This is a genomic window from Aurantimonas sp. 22II-16-19i (assembly GCF_002088275.1).
Classification (GTDB): domain Bacteria; phylum Pseudomonadota; class Alphaproteobacteria; order Rhizobiales; family Rhizobiaceae; genus Jiella.
The window spans coordinates 38,025-56,213 of record NZ_AQQS01000007.1; the positions used below are offsets into that span (position 1 = coordinate 38,025).

At 67.6% G+C, this 18,189-nt stretch carries 17 protein-coding genes; 3 read left to right on the plus strand and 14 right to left on the minus strand.

The annotated features are described in order from the left end of the window. Window positions 1-8 precede the first annotated feature (8 nt). Entirely contained in the window at window positions 9-1,691 is a 1,683-nt protein-coding gene (locus ATO4_RS07960; protein WP_083590908.1) for an efflux RND transporter periplasmic adaptor subunit, read from the minus strand. A 57-nt stretch (window positions 1,692-1,748) separates the two neighbouring features. Further along, on the minus strand, window positions 1,749-2,138 hold the full coding sequence (locus ATO4_RS07965; protein WP_083590909.1) for a hypothetical protein: 390 nt from the start codon (window positions 2,136-2,138) through the stop codon (window positions 1,749-1,751). A 628-nt stretch (window positions 2,139-2,766) separates the two neighbouring features. Between ATO4_RS07965 and cueR the strand changes: the two genes are divergently transcribed. Then, window positions 2,767-3,213, plus strand: coding sequence for a Cu(I)-responsive transcriptional regulator (cueR, locus tag ATO4_RS07970; protein ID WP_083591036.1), 447 nt, complete (start codon window positions 2,767-2,769; stop codon window positions 3,211-3,213). Between the two features lie 83 nt (window positions 3,214-3,296). After that, a complete protein-coding gene (locus ATO4_RS07975) occupies window positions 3,297-3,497 on the plus strand; it encodes a heavy-metal-associated domain-containing protein (RefSeq protein WP_245308631.1) in 201 nt (66 codons plus the stop codon). A gap of 117 nt (window positions 3,498-3,614) precedes the next feature. On the opposite strand, the gene ATO4_RS07980 is transcribed toward ATO4_RS07975, so the two are convergent. The 4 genes from ATO4_RS07980 to ATO4_RS07995 all read right to left on the minus strand — a co-directional run bounded on the left by ATO4_RS07980 (window position 3,615) and on the right by ATO4_RS07995 (window position 9,579). Next, on the minus strand, window positions 3,615-4,109 hold the full coding sequence (locus tag ATO4_RS07980; protein ID WP_083590911.1) for a DUF305 domain-containing protein: 495 nt from the start codon (window positions 4,107-4,109) through the stop codon (window positions 3,615-3,617). Window positions 4,110-4,219: 110 nt separating this feature from the next. Beyond that, entirely contained in the window at window positions 4,220-6,619 is a 2,400-nt protein-coding gene (locus ATO4_RS07985; RefSeq protein ID WP_083590912.1) for a heavy metal translocating P-type ATPase, read from the minus strand. Window positions 6,620-7,089: 470 nt separating this feature from the next. Beyond that, the gene (locus tag ATO4_RS07990) at window positions 7,090-7,644 is read right to left on the minus strand and encodes an ActR/PrrA/RegA family redox response regulator transcription factor (RefSeq protein ID WP_245308645.1); all 555 of its coding nucleotides are present in this window, start codon (window positions 7,642-7,644) and stop codon (window positions 7,090-7,092) included. A 603-nt stretch (window positions 7,645-8,247) separates the two neighbouring features. After that, window positions 8,248-9,579 carry an ActS/PrrB/RegB family redox-sensitive histidine kinase gene (locus ATO4_RS07995; protein ID WP_083590914.1) on the minus strand — a complete coding sequence of 444 codons (1,332 nt, stop codon included), beginning with the start codon at window positions 9,577-9,579 and terminating at the stop codon, window positions 8,248-8,250. A 288-nt stretch (window positions 9,580-9,867) separates the two neighbouring features. Here ATO4_RS07995 and ATO4_RS08000 point away from each other — a divergent pair, with 288 nt between their 5' ends. Next, complete coding sequence (locus ATO4_RS08000; protein WP_083590915.1) at window positions 9,868-10,362, plus strand: DUF892 family protein; 495 nt, start codon at window positions 9,868-9,870, stop codon at window positions 10,360-10,362. Between the two features lie 105 nt (window positions 10,363-10,467). Here the strand turns inward: ATO4_RS08000 and hrpB are convergent, their stop codons facing one another. The 8 genes from hrpB to ATO4_RS08040 form a co-directional block, all read right to left on the minus strand. Next, window positions 10,468-12,957, minus strand: coding sequence for an ATP-dependent helicase HrpB (gene hrpB, locus ATO4_RS08005; protein WP_083590916.1), 2,490 nt, complete (start codon window positions 12,955-12,957; stop codon window positions 10,468-10,470). Further along, window positions 12,954-13,724 (minus strand): ATP-binding cassette domain-containing protein, encoded by a 771-nt coding sequence (locus ATO4_RS08010; protein ID WP_083591037.1) that lies wholly within the window; start codon window positions 13,722-13,724, stop codon window positions 12,954-12,956. Before ATO4_RS08010 ends, hrpB begins: the two co-directional genes overlap by 4 nt. An 11-nt stretch (window positions 13,725-13,735) precedes the next feature. Further along, window positions 13,736-15,421: an ABC transporter permease subunit gene (locus ATO4_RS08015; RefSeq protein WP_083591038.1), complete on the minus strand. Its 1,686-nt coding sequence runs from the start codon at window positions 15,419-15,421 to the stop codon at window positions 13,736-13,738. 90 nt (window positions 15,422-15,511) lie between these two features. Beyond that, window positions 15,512-15,784: a Txe/YoeB family addiction module toxin gene (locus ATO4_RS08020; protein ID WP_083590917.1), complete on the minus strand. Its 273-nt coding sequence runs from the start codon at window positions 15,782-15,784 to the stop codon at window positions 15,512-15,514. Beyond that, the gene (locus tag ATO4_RS08025) at window positions 15,781-16,035 is read right to left on the minus strand and encodes a type II toxin-antitoxin system prevent-host-death family antitoxin (protein ID WP_083590918.1); all 255 of its coding nucleotides are present in this window, start codon (window positions 16,033-16,035) and stop codon (window positions 15,781-15,783) included. Before ATO4_RS08025 ends, ATO4_RS08020 begins: the two co-directional genes overlap by 4 nt. Before the next feature lie 64 nt (window positions 16,036-16,099). After that, the gene (locus ATO4_RS08030; protein ID WP_245308632.1) at window positions 16,100-16,429 is read right to left on the minus strand and encodes a winged helix-turn-helix transcriptional regulator; all 330 of its coding nucleotides are present in this window, start codon (window positions 16,427-16,429) and stop codon (window positions 16,100-16,102) included. Continuing rightward, the gene (locus tag ATO4_RS08035) at window positions 16,426-16,773 is read right to left on the minus strand and encodes a DUF6516 family protein (RefSeq protein WP_245308634.1); all 348 of its coding nucleotides are present in this window, start codon (window positions 16,771-16,773) and stop codon (window positions 16,426-16,428) included. Before ATO4_RS08035 ends, ATO4_RS08030 begins: the two co-directional genes overlap by 4 nt. A gap of 7 nt (window positions 16,774-16,780) precedes the next feature. After that, a complete protein-coding gene (locus ATO4_RS08040; protein WP_083590921.1) occupies window positions 16,781-18,001 on the minus strand; it encodes an ABC transporter substrate-binding protein in 1,221 nt (406 codons plus the stop codon). Window positions 18,002-18,189: the final 188 nt, after the last annotated feature.

Below are 18,189 nucleotides of genomic sequence, written 5' to 3' on the forward strand. Positions count from 1 at the left end.
GCTCGCCCTCAGCGGATCTGGTTGAGGAGCTCGGCCCCCTCGGTCACCACGCGGCTGCCCGCCTCGATGCCGGCGGCGACGAGGACCCGCTGCCCGTCGAGCGGCAGGACGCGAACCTCCTTCGGCTCGAAGCGTTCCGCGCCGGAATGGATGAAGACGATGTCCTGTCCGTTCTGTCCTCGGAGCACGCTCGTCCGCGGCAAGGCGATGCCCGCTTCCGTCTCCTCGGACTGCCCAAGCACCGTCAGCATTTGCCCGGGCCGCAGGCCCGTGGTCTCGCCCTCGACACGGAAGTGGACTGGCAGCGCCGGCGAGGTGCCGGCAAAACCCGCGCCCTCGAACGTCAGGGACAACGCCCGGCCGTCCCCGACTTCAGCCGAGGCCGAGGCGAAGGAGCCGGCCCCGCCGTAAGCCAGTGCCTCGACCCACAGGCGTTCGGGATCGACGATGTGGAAGACGACGGCATTGCTCTCCGCCATCTGTCCGGCGATGGCGTTCGACGCCGCGATCACCCCGGAGACCGGGGCGACCAGCGGTTCCGGCTTGACCTGAACCTGCTCGATTGCCACGCGGCGTTCGCGAAGACCCTCCAGCTCGATCCGCGTCTCGTCGAGCGTCGTCTGGGCGATCGTGCCACTCTTCACCAGCGTTTCGGAACGGCGCACCCGCTGCTCGGCGATCGAGATGGCCTGATCGAGTTCGCTGAGGCGCTGGCGGAGGTCGGACTGGTCGATCGTCTGGATCGGCGAGGTCACGAAGGCGAGGACGTCACCAGCCGCGACCTTAGAGCCAAGCCGCGGGAACCCGCCCGGCGGCGACGAGAGCCGCCCGGCAATCGAGGCCTGGACGTAGCCGCTCGCATTGGGATCGGGGATGACGCGTCCGGGCATCTCGACGCTGCGGCGATGCTCGGATGCGGCGGTCAGGAGGGTGCGGATGGCGAGAATGCGTTGGGAGGGCTTGGGAACGAAGACCGACCCGTCAGGAAGCCGCTGGGCGAGGTCGCGGACGCCGACGACGGGCGCCGCGGTTGCTTCTTGGGCAACCGCGATCGATCCGGTGAAAAGGACGACGAGGACCGCGACGGTCCCGGCCGCCACGAAGACCCTCCGCCGAAACACCGCCATGGCAAGGACACCGAGTCCGAAACCGAGGGCTCCGACCGCGAGGATGGCGGGGTCATTGCGCGACAGCCGATCCGTCAGGTCGACGGCGAGCGCCTCCTGCATCTCGGTCGCCAGGGCCGATCCGACCAGCCAACCGGAATTCGCCGCGACGACTGGCGCGGGTGCCTCGGGAATGACGAGCGTCGCCGTGAGAAAGTCGATGTCGCTGCCGCTGGCGATCGTCGCGATGAGATCGTAGGTGCCCGGCTGCTCCGCCCAGGGGGCGTCAAGGCGGTAGACATCGCCGTCCACCGTCGCCGTCACGGGCCCGGCCGGGGTCTCGACGTCCAGCGTCGCGCCGACGATGGGCTCGTTGGTGTCGAAGCGGTCGAGATGGATTTCGAGCGAAGGTCCGCGCGCGACCGCCACGAGTTCGAAGAGAGCGCTCTGCGCCTCGGCGCGGGGCGCGGTCTGTGCGGAGACAACCGGCGGCGGCGTGCCGTGGTCGTGCCCTTCGTGAGCGCGAACAGGCGACGCAAGCGTCAGGACGGCCATCGCGGCCGCAGTCAGGATACGGAGGTGCATCGGGAAAACCCAAGGTCTGGAACATCGCTCGGGACGCGCATGCGCGCCCGCGGGGTGTCAGACGAGGGCTTTGGGAGGTCTGATCAAGCCGTCGAGACTGGTGCCGTCAAGCAGCCCAGATTCGAGGGCGGGCCCATGCGTCGCCGAGGGCGGTGCACGAAGGCGGATTGCCGGCGCGCTAGTCGCCGCCGCCATGCAGGTTGAGACACCCGTCCCGCAGCATGATGATAGAGAGCTGTCTCGATGCCCGGCCACTTCCCCGTCATCGCCTGTGACGGCCGCCGCATCTTCGGCGACGACATCGCCAGCAAGAGCCAGTGCGAAAGCCTCGGCCGTTTCGGTCCCGTGATTCGTGTGCGCCTGCGCCGACGATGAACAGAACAGCGCGATACCCACGACCACCAAGGTCGCGAGCAGCGAGGCCATCTTGTTCAGAAGGAACGACATGCGGGTGCGTATACCTCTCGCGCCACTTCCAGACAACGACACACTCGAACTGCGGCCGAACTACGTCGCGAGGGGCGCGTGCACCAAATTCTTCAAATCGTGCCTCATCTGCGATGAAGCCAGCGCCCCTGACCGCAGGGAACGATCTCGTTCCCATGGTCCGCGCCTGTGGCCGACACTGCGGGGGGAGATAGGTTGGTCGCAACGCCCGCGACGGCCGCGATGAGCACGACACCTAGCTTCGAAGATATTTCACCAGGCTGAAGAGAGCGAGGACGAGCACAACGATCACCAGGATGCCGATGAGACCCATCCCTCCCATCATCCACCCCATCTGTCCCGGGTTTATCATCGCTCCGTCGGACATCATCGCTTTCGCTCCTGCTTCTCAGTCACGTGGCTACACGCAAGGTGGGATGCAAGCATGCCGCCCCCTGAGTATTGGGGGCTCGAACCTCCCATGATGGGGAAGCTCCATCTTCATTCGAGCACCAACGTGATAGCCCTCGCCAAGACGGGGGGCGCTTCCTGCGCCCCGTCTGCGGGATTGATGCCGTCGCCCCCGGGACCGAAAGCAGATATCGACGGCCGGGATCTCTGGTCTACTCGCCCTGGCAAGGAGCTGTCTATGAACATCGGCAAGGCATCCGAGGCATCTGGCGTCAGCTCCAAGATGATCCGATATTACGAGAGCATCGGGCTGATCGAGGCGGCCGGACGCAGCGACGCGGGTTACCGGGTGTACTCACAATCGGAGGTCGCCATCCTGCGGTTCATCCGCCGCGCCCGCGACCTCAACTTTCCGATCGAACGGATCCGGGAATTGCTGGCGCTCTGGATCGACCGGGGTCGAGCGAGTGCCGACGTGAAGCGCCTCGCGCTCGCGCATGTGGAAGAGCTGGAAAAGCGGATGCGTGAGCTTGGTGAGATTGTATCGACGCTCCGGCATCTCGCCGAGCATTGCCATGGCGATGGCCGACCCGATTGCCCGATTATCGGGAGCCTTTCACATGACATGATCGCGGAGCCTCCAGAACCAGGTCAGCGTCGAGCGACACAATTCTCGCGGGCATGACGGCCCAATTGCGGGAGACGGCCTTGACCTTCCAACCGTGGGAAACCCCATCTGGAACGTGATCGAACCACAGGAGCCCGATCATGAAGTTGAAGGTTGACAAAATGAGCTGCGGCCATTGTGCCTCGAGCGTCGGTAAGGCCGTCCACGCGGTGGACCCGGCTGCCGACGTCGCCGTGGACCTGAAAGCCGGAACGGTTTCGGTAACCAGCCAATCCGACGGCGCACTCATCAGGCAGGCCATTCGTGCAGCCGGCTATCCTGCGGTGGTCGTCGCGGGTTAGGTCGCGCCCACGGCCGGTTCCGACGCGGAGCCGGCCTTGGGCCAACCTGTCTCTTGGGAGGAGACTGACGCCGCCCGGACCCTTGATCCTCTATCGACCGTGCATCCGGCGACACCCTTATCCGTCAACACCAACCGCTGGGATCACAGGGGCACCCTCCGCGGGCGGATTTGCTTCCAGGTCGGCGATCAGCCGTTTCATCTCGTCGATCTCGCGGACCTGCGCCTCGATGATCTCGTTGGCGAGCTGACGCACGCGCGGATCGGTGATCTCCGCCCGCTCGCTGGTCAGGATGGCGATCGAATGGTGCGGAATCATCGCCTTCATGTAGGCGACATCGCCGACCGTCTCCTGGCTGCGGACGAGAAACAGCGAACCCGCGAAGACAATCACCGCCGCCGCGAGAATTGCGATATTCGCGGCCTTGTTCTGATACATCGACCACATGAAGCCGAGCATGATGGCGGCCATCACGGCGCCCATGTAGATCGCCATCCAGGTTCGCGTCTGGCTGTAGAAGACGTGATCCAGCGCGTAGGTGTTCAGATACATCAGACCGAACATGACGATGGTCGAGGTGGCGATCATCGCGCCAAAGCGGGTGTAGGTCACTGGTATTCCTTGCTTGCTTTCGGATGTGTAATCCACGGAAACTCGTCGGGACTAACCTGTAGCGAGTGGAAATCGATCCCGTCGGTCGAAAGAGGCGGAACGTCCGCCTCCTAGATTTGGGTCGATCGCAGCCGCAACGAGTTGACGATCACGCTGAAGGACGACAGCGCCATCGCCGCAGCAGCGATGATCGGCGAAAGCAGGAGCCCGAAAGTCGGATAGAGGATGCCTGCCGCCACCGGGATCCCCGCGGCGTTGTAAACGAAGGCGAAGAACAGGTTCTGACGGATGTTGCTCATGGTTGCTCGGCTGAGGCGACGGGCTTGCGCGATGCCGCGCAGGTCTCCACGCAGGAGCGTGACCCCGGCGCTCTCCATGGCGACGTCCGTGCCGGTTCCCATGGCGATCCCGACGTCCGCCGCGGCAAGCGCGGGTGCATCGTTGACGCCATCGCCAGCCATGGCGACGACGCGGCCCTGTGACCGCAGGCCGGCAACGATGTCGCCCTTGTCCTGAGGCAGGACGTCCGCTCGAACTTCGTCGATACCGAGTTTCCTCGCGACGGCTTCGGCCGTCGTTCGGTTGTCGCCTGTCAACATGACGACGTGGATGCCGGCCTCGTGGAGGGAGGCTATCGCTTCCGGGGTCGTCGCCTTCACCGGATCGGCGATCGCGATCACGCCCGCCGGACGTCCGTCGACGACCGCAATGATAGCGGTGGCGCCGTCGTGCCGGAGTTGGTCGGCTTGCGCTTCCATCGCGTCGACCATTGCACCGGCTTCCGCTAGGTATCGGGCGTTGCCCAAAAGGACCCTCCTTCCGGAGACGGTGCCCACGACACCCTTTCCGGTCGGAGAGTTGAAATCGGAGACCGGGACAAGCGCCAGACCGCGCTCCTTCGCGCTCGCAACGATCGCCGCGGCGAGCGGGTGTTCGCTTGCCTGTTCGACGCTCGCCGCGAGGACGAGCAGTTCGTTCTCGTCTAAACCCTCCGCAGGAAAAACGCCGGTCACCCTGGGCTTGCCTTCAGTCAGCGTCCCGGTCTTGTCGACCACGAGGACATCGACCCGCTCCATCCGCTCAAGCGCTTCCGCATTCTTGATCAGGACCCCAGCCTGCGCCCCGCGTCCAACCCCGACCATGATCGACATCGGTGTTGCCAGACCGAGCGCGCAGGGGCAGGCGATAATGAGCACACTGACCGCGGCGATAAGGCCATAGGCCATCGCCGGCTCTGGGCCCCAGACGGACCAGGCGACGAACGCTGCGGCCGCGACCGCGATCACCGCAGGAACGAACCAGGACGAAACGACGTCGACGAGACGCTGGATCGGCGCCCGCGACCTCTGCGCCTTCGCCACCATCTGGACGATCTGAGACAGAACCGTGTCGTGCCCGACCTTCTCCGCCCGCATGACGAAGCCGCCCTGCCCGTTCAGGGTTCCCCCGATCACTTTTGCGCCGACGGACTTCACCACCGGGAGCGGCTCGCCCGTGACCATGGATTCGTCGACGTTGGATCGGCCTTCGGAAACCTCTCCATCGAGTGGCACCTTGTCTCCGGGGCGCACCCTCAGGAGGTCGCCCACCCTCACGCTTTCGAGAGCGATCTCCTCCTCACCGCCCGAGGCGTCGATCCGACGCGCTGTCTTCGGGGCGAGGTTCAGGAGAGCCTTGATGGCACCTGACGTCCGCTCCCGGGCACGAAGCTCCAGAACCTGGCCCAGAAGCACGAGCACGGTGATGACCGCGGCAGCCTCGAAGTACACCGCGACCGTTCCGCCGTCGCCCCGGAACGCGTCCGGAAATATCTCCGGGACCAGCGTGCCTACGACGCTGTAGACCCATGCGACGCCCGTGCCCATCGCTATCAACGTGAACATGTTGAGCGAGCGGGCTATGACCGATTTCCAGCCCCGGACGAAAAACGGCCAGCCACACCAAAGGACGACCGGCGTCGCCAGGAACAGTTGCACCCAGTTGGAGACCGCGGGACTGAGGTATCGGTCGATTCCCAGAAAGTGACCGCCCATTTCGATGGCGACCAGGGGGACCGATAGGGCGAGCCCGATCCAGAACCGTCGCGTCATGTCGAGCAGTTCTTCGCTTGGCCCCTCCTCACCGGTGATCGTTTCCGGCTCCAGGGCCATGCCGCAAATCGGGCAGCTTCCGGGGCCCACCTGCCGGATCTGCGGGTGCATAGGGCAGGTGTAGATGGCACCGTCGGAAACGTCCGCCGCGGCGGCCGGTTTGGGCCGTGTGAAGTGACCCGGGTCCGCCTGGAACTTCTCAAGGCAGCCCTGCGAGCAGAAGAAATAGGCCTTCCCGTCTGCCTTGGCTCGATATTCCGTAGTGTCTGCATCGACCGTCATTCCGCACACGGGGTCGGTGACCTCGCCCGACAGGCCCTCGGCGACCTCGTGGTCACGGCACCGATGGTCGGGCCCATGCCGATGCCCGGAATGGTCGTGAGGAGCGGAATGTGTGGGCTTTTGAAACGATCCGGACATGTCTCTTTTCCCGATTCGGAGTGATCGGGCAAACGTGCGCCTTCCCACCGTTGGAGGGTCAAGGCCCAAGGTGTCCTTCTCGTCACAAAGGCGGTTGCAGCCCAAATAAGAGGAAAACGCCTTCCCGCGGTGTCTACGCGGCAGGAGCCTGTTGCCGGCGTGGCCCCGGCGCCGTCCCAGGGCCTACGTTGCCGGCGGGCGGGTGCTCGAGCACCTCGAAGAGAGCAGTGGGGCGCGATTGGTGCGATCGTGATTGACGCTGCCCCAAGTCTCATCCAGCCGTGAGGCCGCTTCCGGCGTTATGTCCTGATCCTCTCGATCGGCCAGAACGAACTTCGAACGGGATTCAGCCGAGGGGGCAACGTCAGTCCCGCCCCGCCCCGTCGTCCCCTCATCCGGTCACCAGTGCGAAAGCGTCGCTTGCCCGGGCCGAATGGCGCGGGATCATGCTGGCGGCGGCCCCGCGCGCCTCAGCGCGGCGCGCGCTTGGCGAGGATGCGTTGCAGCGTGCGCCGGTGCATCGACAGCCGCCGGGCGGTCTCGGAGACGTTGCGGTCGCAGAGTTCGTAGACGCGCTGGATGTGCTCCCAGCGGACACGATCGGCCGACATCGGGTTTTCCGGCATCTCGACGTTGAGGCCGGAGCAGCGAAGCAGGGCCGCCGTCACGTCGTCCGCGTCGGCCGGCTTGGCCAGATAGTCGATGGCACCGAGCTTGACCGCCGTGACCGCCGTGGCGATGTTGCCGTAGCCGGTCAGGATGATCGCCCGTGCATCGGGCCGCTTGCGCTGCAGCGCCGCCACCACCTCCAGTCCGTTGCCGTCGGCCAGCCGCATGTCGACCACGGCATGGGCCGGCGCATGATCCTCGAGGGCGCTGAGGCCGCTGGCGATGCTCTCGGCGGTGCTCACCCGGAAGCCGCGCTGGTCCAGCGCCCGGCTCATGCGGAGGAGAAACGGCTTGTCGTCGTCGACGAGCAGTAAGGTCGGATCACTGACCGGAAGCGGCATGTCGATCGGCATCATGGTTTGGTCGAGCATTCTCTGGCCCAATCTATTCGTCCCATACATTTTTCGGCAACCGGCCGATCTCCGCCACCCGCACCCAGCCGACCTCTCCGGCATTCGGCGCAGGCAGAAAGCCTGTGCGCAGGAGAAAACCGTCCTGGCCGGGCCGGTGCGCGTCAAAACTACGCTGCGACTAATTGCGCAGATGCATCACACGTGAACTAAACTTTTGTTGATCAGCCGCTTTTTTGCGCAGCGGTGCTGCCGGCCGCCACCAGACGTCGTCACGCCCGGCAGCCATCCGCACAACGGCCGGACACGGGACTTCAGCCTCCGCGTCGATGGCGGCGCCAACGCCCCCTGGCAAGCTCTTGGTCGCGCGAGGTTACCATAGCCGCCGCAGAAACAGGCAGGGAACGCCTCACCTGCAGCAACCGGATCGAGGCGGAGGCAAAGCGTCGTGAGCCGGGACGATCGGCAAAGGCGTTCCGTGTCCGGGTTCGCCGCCCGGACGGGCCGGCCGTGCGACACGTTTCCGCGCCCTTTGATTGCATGATGCGGAGACCACGCGCAAGGGCCGCGAATCAGTCGCCGCGCGACGAGCCTCCTGCGGCGGGAACGTCACCCGGCGGATTGGCCGGTGGAATAGGCATGCCGCGACCAGACGATGGTCGCGATCGCTCCCGCCTTCGGCCGGTTTTCGATCTTCACCGTCGCGCCGGACCGCTGCAACAGCGTCATGGCGATGAACAGGCCCAGCCCGAGACCGCCGGCACTGCGCTGATCGCGATAGTCGCGCTTCGACATGTAGGGATCGCCGATCCGGTCGAGAACGGCCGGCGGGAAACCGGGGCCGTCGTCCAGAACCTCGATCCAGACCAGACTCTGCGACCACCCTGCCCGGATCACCACCGCGGACTGGGCGAAGTCGACGGCATTCTCCACGATGTTGCCGATGCCGTAGATCACCGCTGCATTGCGCCGGGCGCGCGGCTCCTCGCCATATTGCTCGACGACCTCGACGTCGAGCTCGACGCCGAAGTTGCGATGGGGTTCGGCGACCTCGTCGAGCAGCGCCAGGAGCGACAGGTTGGCGAGATGGCTCTCGCTGGACGACGACAACGACGTCAGCCGCCGCAGGATCAGCCGGCACCGCTCCACCTGTTCGACGAGAAGGATGACGTCCTCGGCGATCGGCTGGTCCTGCGGGACCGACCGCTGCATTTCCTTGGCGACGAGGGCGATCGTCGAGAGCGGCGTCCCCAGTTCGTGCGCCGCCGCCGCCGCCAGCCCGTCGAGGGCGGACAAATGCTGCTCGCGCTGCAGGACGAGTTCGGTCGCCGCGAGGGCATCGGCAAGGGCCCGCGATTCCGCCGCCACGCGGTAGATGTAGACCGCCGCGAAGACGAGGGTCGCGACGATCGCGAACCAGAAGCCGCCGACATAGCCCGCCGGAAGCGACACGCCGCCGGGTTCGGACCAGGGCAGCGGCATGTGGACCGTGGTAAGGAGCGTGGTGGCGGCGACGGCAAAGCCGGTGATGATGGCCACCGTCAGGGGCGGCTGCGTCGCCGAGGCGATCAGCGCCGGGACGATCAGAAAGATCGAGAACGGGTTCTGGATGCCGCCCGTAAGCATCAGGAGCCCGGTCGGCTGCAGGATGTCGAAGGCGAGGACCGCCAGTGCCGCCGTGGAGGACAGGCGGAAGCTGCCGGAATAGCGGCTGGCGAGATAGAGATTGAGCCCTGCCGACGTGGCGATCAGCGCAAAGCACGGCAGGACGGGGAACGACCATTCCAGGATCCAGGCGACGCAGACGCAGGCGGTCACCTGGCCTGCCACGGACAGCCAGCGCAGCCGCACCAGCGTCGCCAGCCGCAGCCGCTGGCTCTCCCGCATGCCCGTCGCGAGGTCCAGCGAATGCGGCTCGTGCGTCTCCGCGCTCTTGCGCATCCTGGCGCTCTCCTGACCCATCGCTTCCGGCTGCCCCCATCCTGACTCGGGAGACTATAGGGCAAGACGCGCCGATGGCGCGCGCCGCATTGCGCCCCATCAAAGGGACCGTCGACGAGGCGAGGAGAACCGTGGCCGGCTACACAAACCCGTCGCCCGGCGCGGAACGCCAGCCCGCCGTCAGATCTTTAACCGGCAATGGTTCGGCAAGGACGGCGCCCGCTGCGAGCTTTGCTCCACCCTGGTGAGCCGTTCCGCCGACCCCTCGGAAACCGAAGGAGACATCTCATGGCGATTGCCAACCTCAAGGACATCTATATCGACCAGCTGCAGGACATCTACAGCGCCGACACCCAGGCCGCCAAGGCCACGCGGGAACTCGCCGAAGCGGCCCATCACCCGGATCTGAAGAAGGCCCTCGCGGCCGGCGTCGAGGGGATCGAGGAAGGCCGCCAGACGCTGTCCGAGATCATCAAAGCGCATGGCGAGGATCCGACGGGCGAGTTCTGCAAGGGCATGGAAGGCCTCGTCAGGGAGGCTCGCTCCCACGGCCTCGACGAAGAGATCACCGACGCCGACGCCCGCGACGCGATGATCATCACCCAGTACCAGCGGATGACCCATTACGGCATCGCCGGCTATGGCTGCCTCGCCGCCTTCGCCAGGCGCCTCGGCCTCCAGGACGATGCCGCCAAGCTGCAGAAATGCCTCGACGCGACCGCCCATGGCGACCGGACGATGACCGAGATCGCCGAGGGCAGCGTCAACAAGGCAGCCGCCTGACGCGGGACCGGACAGGTCGCCGCCTGCGGCCGGATCCAGAAGCTCTCCCACGGGCGGCGAAGCTTGCAAGGCTCGCCGCCCGTGGCGTGTGGCGCTGGATGAACGTCAACGGCGCGGCTTGGCCCGCGCCGTCGGCTTTGCGGAGGCCGGATCTTCCGGCCATTCGTGTTTCGGGTAGCGTCCGCGAAGTTCGGCGCGGACGTCCCGCCAGGATCCCTGCCAGAAGCCGGGAAGGTCTCGGGTGATCTGGATCGGCCGGTGGGCCGGCGACAGGAGCTCCAGCGTCAGCGGCAGGCGGCCGTCGGCAATGGCGGGATGGACCGACAGGCCGAACAGTTCCTGCACCCGGATCGCCAGCACCGGCTGGTCCTCCTCGTAGCGGATCGGCACGCGCGAGCCGGATGGCGCCTCGAAATGACCGGGGGCCAACTCGTCGAGCCGCCCCTGGAAGGCCGGCGGCACCAGGCCGTTGAGCGCGGCGACGACCCGGTCCGGCGTCAGCTCCGCGAAGCTCGCCGCGCCAGGGGCATAGGCGAGCAGCCAGGTATCGGCCGCTTCGGACAGAGCCGCATCCGACAGGTCCGGCCACGGCTCGCCGAACGCCTTGGCCAGAAACCGCAGCCGTCCGAGCAGCCGCTCCCCTTCCTTGCCGAAATCCAGCGTCCTGATGCCCAAGCGACGGAGTCCGTCTCCGAGCGCCGCCGCGACCCGCTCGTCCTGCGGCAGCGGCGTCGGCACCCGGCCCAAGACGGCCCTGCCGAGCCGCGCCAGCCGGAAGGCGCGCACCGCCCGCGCCTCGGGGACGAAGGCGACGATCTCCTCCTCGACGGCACGCGCGGCGATGATCCGCTCGAGCGAAGCCTTACCCATCGCCGCGGCCGAAACGATGGTCCCGCCGGACGCCGGTCCGACGATCTCGGCGGCGACAAGGGCGCGCTCTTTGGCGAGTCGGCTGGTCTGGCCGATGGTTCCTCCGCGACCGTTGGCGAGGGTGAACTGCGATCCCTGGCGCAGGGCGATGCGGTCCGGATAGCCGAGGGCGAGGATCGCGCCCACATCCCCCTCGGTCGTCCAGTCCGCCAGAGTAGCACCGCGCCGGCGCGACGCCTCGCGGCTCGTTGTGGCGATGCGGCGGGCGAGGGTCTGCGCGTCCCTCGAGCGCGGGTCGCGGCCACTCCTTAACTGCCGCAGCCGTTCGGCGACGTCGACGTCGGTGCCGCCGAGGCCGCGCTCGGTCATTAAAACGGCGAGTTCGGCGGCGGTCGCCGTGTCGTCCGGGTTAGCGGCCGCGACCATGTGGGCGAGCCGCGGCGGCAGCGGCAGCGCCCGCATCGCCTCGCCCGCCCCGGTGAGCCGCCCCGCCCCGTCGAGGGCGCCGAGATCGGCGAGGAGCTTGGCGGCCTCCCTGACCGCCGCCGGCGGGGGCGGATCGAGCAGCGGCAGCCGCGCCGGATCGTCGACCCCCCAGGCGGCGCAGTCGAGGAGCAGGCCCGACAGGTCGCTCGCCAGGATTTCAGGCTGGTCGAAGGCTTCCAGCGCGGCGGTCTGCTCGGCCCGCCACAGGCGGATCGCGGTGCCGGGTTCGGTGCGCCCGGCGCGGCCCGCCCGCTGGTCGGCGGAGGCCCGCGACACCCGCACGGTCTCCAGCCGCGTCAGCCCGGTCTCCGGCTCGAAGGCCGGCCGCCGCTTCAGGCCGGAATCGACGACGACGCGGACGCCCTCGATGGTCAGCGAGGTCTCGGCGATGTCGGTGGCAAGCACGATCTTGCGAATGCCGCGCGGCGCCGGGCGCACGGCGAGGTCCTGCTCGGCGGCGTCGAGGGCGCCGTAGAGCGGCGCCAGGAGGACGCCTGCCGGCAGGTGCGCCCCCAGCCGCTCGGCGACGCGGCGGATCTCCCTCTGGCCCGGCAGGAAGACCAGGATGCTGCCCGTCTCGCTCGAGAGGGCCGCGCGCACCGCCCCGGCCACGGCGTCCTCGATCGGCAGCGTGCCCGGCCGGTCGCGGTATGTGATCGTGACCGGATGGGCGCGCCCCCGGCTCTCGACGACCGGCGCATCGCCGAGCAGCGCCGCCACCCGGGCGCCGTCGAGCGTCGCCGACATGACGACGAGCTTCAGGTCGTCGCGCAAGGCCGATGCGACGTCGATCGCCAGCGCCAGGCCGAAATCGGCGTCGAGAGACCGCTCGTGGAACTCGTCGAAGATCACCGCGCCGATGCCGGCGAGTTCCGGATCGTCGAGGATCATGCGGGTGAAGACGCCCTCGGTGACGACCTCGATGCGGGTCCGGCCCGAGACCTTGGTGTCGAGCCGCATGCGCCAGCCGACCGTCTGGCCGACCTCCTCGCCGATGAGCGAGGCCATGCGGCGGGCGGCGGCGCGGGCCGCCAGCCGGCGCGGCTCGATCAGGATGATCCTGCCGGCGATCCCCGAGGCCAGGAGATGGATCGGCACCAGCGTCGTCTTGCCCGCCCCCGGCGGCGCGACGAGCACGGCGCTGCCATGACGGGCGAGCGCGTCGGAGAGCTCGGCCAGAACCTCGACGACGGGCAGGCCGAGGGCTTCTTCCGGCAAGGCGGGATGAGCGGGGCTCATCGCGCCCGCTCCGCGCCCGCCACGCCCGCCACGCCCTCTGCGCCCGCCGCATCGCCATTCCGGACCCGCTGGTCGGTCGGGCCGTCTTGCCCGTCCTCGCCGATGACCACCACCGGGCCACCGGCCGCCTCGGCATCGGCGGGATCGTGGGTGACGAGGATGGCGGGAATCCGACGCTCGCGGATCCGTGCGAAGACCAGATTGCGGGTGGCGGTGCGCAGCGCCTGGTCGAGGCGCGAGAACGGCTCGTCGAGCAGCAGTGCTCCCGGTTCGGCGAGAAGCGTACGGGCGAGCGCGACGCGGGCGGCCTGGCCGCCCGACAGCGTGGCCGGATCGCGGCCGAACGTGCCTTCGAGCCCCACCTCGGCGAGCATCCGCTCGGCCGCCTGCCGGCGGGCCCGGCGGCCGCGAAGGGTCGGGACGAGGGCGAACAGCAGGTTCTCGCCCACCGACATGTGGGGGAACAAGAGCGCGTCCTGGAACAATAAGCCGAGGCGGCGCTGTCGCGGCGCCAGATGCGTCAGCTCGCGGCCGTCGAGGACGACGCTGCCGGTGGCCGAAAAGGCCGGATCGAGGAAGCCGGCGACGAAGGCGAAGAGCGTCGACTTGCCGGAGCCCGACGGCCCCATGACGGTGAGCGTCTCGCCGGGCGCGATGCGGCGGTCGAGGGCCAGCAGCCGCCGGCCGTCGAGGCGGATCGCGACGTCGCGCAGGATGAGGCCGTCCGCGGGTTGCGGATCGCCAGCGTCCGTCGCGCCGTCGGCCATCGTGTGGATCGTCATGCCCGCCTCATGCCGCCTCGGCCGCGCAAGAGCAAGCGGGGCAGCGTGGCGGACAGGGTGAAGGCCAGGAAGGGCAGCAGCGTCTGCAACAGCGCATAGGCGCCGATCACCCGGCGATTGCCGCCCGAGGCGAGCGCCACCGCCTCGGTGGTGATCGTCGGCAAGCGTCCGGCCCCGATCAGCAGCGTCGGCAGATACTGGCTGACGGAGGTCGCAAAGCCGATCGCCAGGGCCGTCAGGACCGCGGCCGTCGCCATCGGCAGCCGGACACGGAACAGCCGCGCCATGGCGCCATGGCCGAGGCTCGCCGCCACCTGCTCGTAGCGCGGATCGACGGCATACCAGGGATCGGCGAGAGCCAGCGCCACGTAGGGCGCGACGAAGACCAGATGGACGGCGGCGAGCAGCGGGATCGACGGCGTCAGGCCGAGGGACAGGACCGCCACCTGGAGCCCGAAGACGAAGGCGATCTGCGGCACGATCAGCGGCAGGTAGATCAGCCCGGCGATTGCCGGCGACAGGCGGACCGCCCTGCCCGCCGACGCACGGACCTGTCGGCGCCGGGCCTCGAGGAGAATGACGACGAGGACGAGGCCGATGCCGGCCGACAGGATCGCCACGAGGAAGGTGGTGGCGAGCGGGCCGCCGGCCGCCTCCAGCGTGCGGCTCCAGGTGGCGAGGCCGACGCTCGGCGGCAGGATCGCCGGAAAGCCCCAGAAGCCGGCGATCGACCAGACGAACAGCCAGGCGAGGCCGAAGAACACTGCGCCCCCGGCGAGTGCCACCGGAACGCCTGCCGCGATGCGCCAGGCGCCGTCGCGTGCGTGCCGCCGGCCGCTCGCCGCCATCCGGCGCCGGATCCGGCCCGCCAGGCGCTCGCCGATCAGCCACAGGAGCAGCACGGCCCCGGTGATGGCGAGTTGCAGCAGCGCGCCCGCCGACGCCATGAAGCGCAGCGACAGGTCGGGATCGTTCATCCAGGCGACCAGCCGCACCGCCAGCGGGGCCGGCAGCGACGGCCCGAGGATCAGCGCGACGTCGACCACGCCCGATGCATAGGCCGCGACCGCAAGGACCGGCAGGCGGATCTGACGGTAGACACCGGGCCAGACCGTCAGGAGAAATCCCGCCATGCGCCCGTAGCCGAGGGAGGCGGCGAGCCGGCTGCGCCGGACGGGATCGGCCTGGGGTAGCGCGGCGAAGGCGACCAGGAGGAGGAAGGGCATCTCCTTGGCGACGAGGCCGGCCATCATGGCAAGGCCGAGCGGATCGCCGATGATCAGGAGATCCGGCGGCTGCGTCAGACCGAAGGGCTCCGCGAGAAGACGGAAGATCAGCCCCGAGGGCGCGATCAGGAAGGCGAGGCCGAAGGCCGCCGCCGCATGGGGCACCGCAAGCAGCGGCGCCAGCAGCCGGCGCGCGAGGCGGTCGCCAGCCGTTCCGTGGAAGGCGGCGAGGAAGAGAGCGACGCCAAGCGTCGAGATCGCCGTGGTGAGGAGGCCGCTGGCGAGGGAGAGGAGAACCGAGGCCGCCAGCCCCGGCACCGCCAGAAGCTGCCGGAGGGGGGCGAGGGAAAAAGCCTCGCCACCCAGCGCCGGCAGGTAGCCGAAGGCTGGCAGGACGACGCCGACGAGCCCGACGCCGACCGGCAGGGCGAGGAGAAGAGGAACGGCAAAGGTGATTGCGGTGCTTGCGCCCTTCCCGGAATGGGACTTCCACTCGTCAGCCAACGCACCACCGCCGGCTGTCGGTCGCGACCAGCCCGATTCTTCTCAACGGCTGTAGTGCCAGCGGCAACCGACGATCTCCACGCTCTGTTCGGTGCCCGTTCCGGTGACGCGGTAGATCAGCCGGTGGTCCTTGTTGATCCTGCGCGACCAGCAGCCTTTGAATTTTCCGAGCAGCGGTTCCGGCTTTCCGATACCGGCGAAGGGGGAGCGGCTGACATCCTTGATCAGCGCGTTCACACGCTCCAGCACCGCCCGGTCGCTCACCAACCAATATTGGTAATCGTCCCACGCGCTGGGTGCGAAGATGATCTTCAATCTTCGACCAGATCGTGAGCCTCACCCTTGCCCGCATCGAGATCCTCTATCGAGCGAAGAAGGCGTTCGGCGTTGGCCGGCGAACTCAGAAGATGCATCGTCTCCTGGATCGCCTCCCATTCGGACAACGCCATGACGACGACCGGCTCGTGGTTCTGCCGGGTGACGATCAGTTCCGTCCGATCGGCTTCGATCCGGTCGAAATGGGAGGCCATGTTGGCCCTCAGTTCGGAAAAGCTGACATGGGGCATCGGTCGATCCTCGTACAGATTCATGTACAACTAACACCCGGCGACGGCCGAAACAATCTGGAGGTCAAGCCGCCTTCACGACGAAATCCACGTGGATCTCATCATAGGGAAATGCCACGCCCGCTTCGCTCCGCTCGATCACGCCCGCCTGGACGAGAGCGGTGACATCCCCGTGGACGGCCTTGACGTCGCGCCCGACCCGGCGCGCGACTTCGCGGATCGACAAGGCCCCCGCGCCGGTCATTGCCTTCAGAATCTCCCAGCGCTTTGCCGTCAGGGTCTGCCACAAGAGCTCGGGGGTCGCGAAGCTGATGTGGTTGCCCTGGGGGATGCCGGCGAAGGCATCTTTCATCCGCCGTTTGAAATCTTCGTCCGAAGCGACGGAAAAGGTCACGACGTTCTGTCTTCCAGCCATGCTCGTACCTCCCGTGTGAAGTCGTCGATCAGTCGATCGATCGATGTGAATAGATAGGGGATTTCGGTCGCCCCATGGTGCAGATGATCGCCCTTGCCGGCCTCATTGTCATAACGAAGGACACAGACATCCTCGACAACAAGTGCCAGTGAATACTTGTATCCATGTTCCGAGCCGCGAACCGGATGAGGCACACGCCAGACCTTCGCATCGACGAAGGCGTCTGGAGCAACTTGGCGCCGTTCACGGATCAGAGGTTCAGCCTTCATCTCACGCCAATGAGGACTCTGCTGCCATGCGTTGTCAACAGCTCCAACAGCCACTCACACCTCAACTCCCGTAGCGCCGCTTCCACTCCGCCTCGATCCGCGTCATCCAGGAGGGATGCGGCTCGGCCAGCACCGGGCCCAGTTGCGACGGCGGTAGGGTGGCGATGCCGCGATCGATCTCGGCGAAGGCGTCGCGGTCGTCCTCGGGCAGCTTGTCCATGGCCAGCACCGTCGGGTCGCCCCAGTAGCGCGGATCCTCCTTGCGGAGCTGCGCCTCGGGAGAAATCAGGAAGTTCGCGACGACCTTGGCCGCCGCCTTGGCCGAGGAATTGTAGGGGACCGCGACGAAATGGGTGTTGCCGAGCGTGCCACCTGGAAAGGTGAAGGAGCGCACCGTGTCCGGCAGCTCGCCCGCCGCGATGCCCGACGAGGCTTCGGCCGGGTTGAAGGCGAAGATGATCTCGACTTCGCCGTCGGCGAGCAGCTGCTTCATCGCCGGATAGTTCTGCGGATGATCGCGGCCAGAGCGCCAGAGCACCGGCTGGATCGCGTCGAGCCAGTCCCAGAGCGGCTTCGTCACCGCCTCGAAGTTAGCCTCGTCCACCGGCTTCTGGAGAACCGCGGGGTCGGCGGTCGTCTCGACCAGCACCTGCTTCAGGAAGCTCGAACCCACGAAATCCGGCGGCGCCGGATAGGAGAAGCGGCCGGGATGGGCCTTCGCCCATTCGAGTAGTTCGCCTGCCGATTTCGGCATCGTCTCGACGGGGCCGGAGCGGGCGGTATCGGCGAAGAACACCAGCTTGGCCCCGCCCCAGGGTGACTCCTGTCCGAGGGTCGGCAGGGTGAAGTCCACCGTCACGGTCGGGTTCTGCGTGTCGACATAGGCCCAGTTGGGAAGATCGGTGGCAAACCCGGCAGACAGCAGGCCCTGTTCCTGCATGGCGGCGAAATTCTCGCCATTGATCCAGATGAGGTCGATCGAGCCGCCCGTGGCCTTGCCGGCCGCCTTTTCGGCCAGCACGGTGGCGACGGCCGACGCCGTGTCGTCCAGCTTGACGTGGTTCAGCGTGACGTCGAAGCGCTGCTTCACCTCATCGCCGACCCAGGCGACATAGTCGTTGATGTTCTGCGAGCCGCCCCAGGCGGCGAAGTAGACCGTCTCGCCCTTCGCCTCCTCGAGGACGGCCTGCCAGCCGGGATCGCTGGCCGCCTCGCCTCTCGCCGCGCCCGAGACCAACATGCCGGCTGCCAGCATCATGGCCCCGATCCGAAATCCGATCATGCTTCCTCCGCTTCAAGCGCTTGCGTCGACGTATCGCCCGTTCCTACATAACTTCGTCACTCGGCTGAATTTGTTTCCGCAACCCCGACGAACCGCCTGCGGGCAAGCGACGGTCCGAACCGGGTCGTCTCGGACGCATCACGACCTGCGCCCGCAAAGCAGGCAGGCACGAGGCATGCCGACGCGGC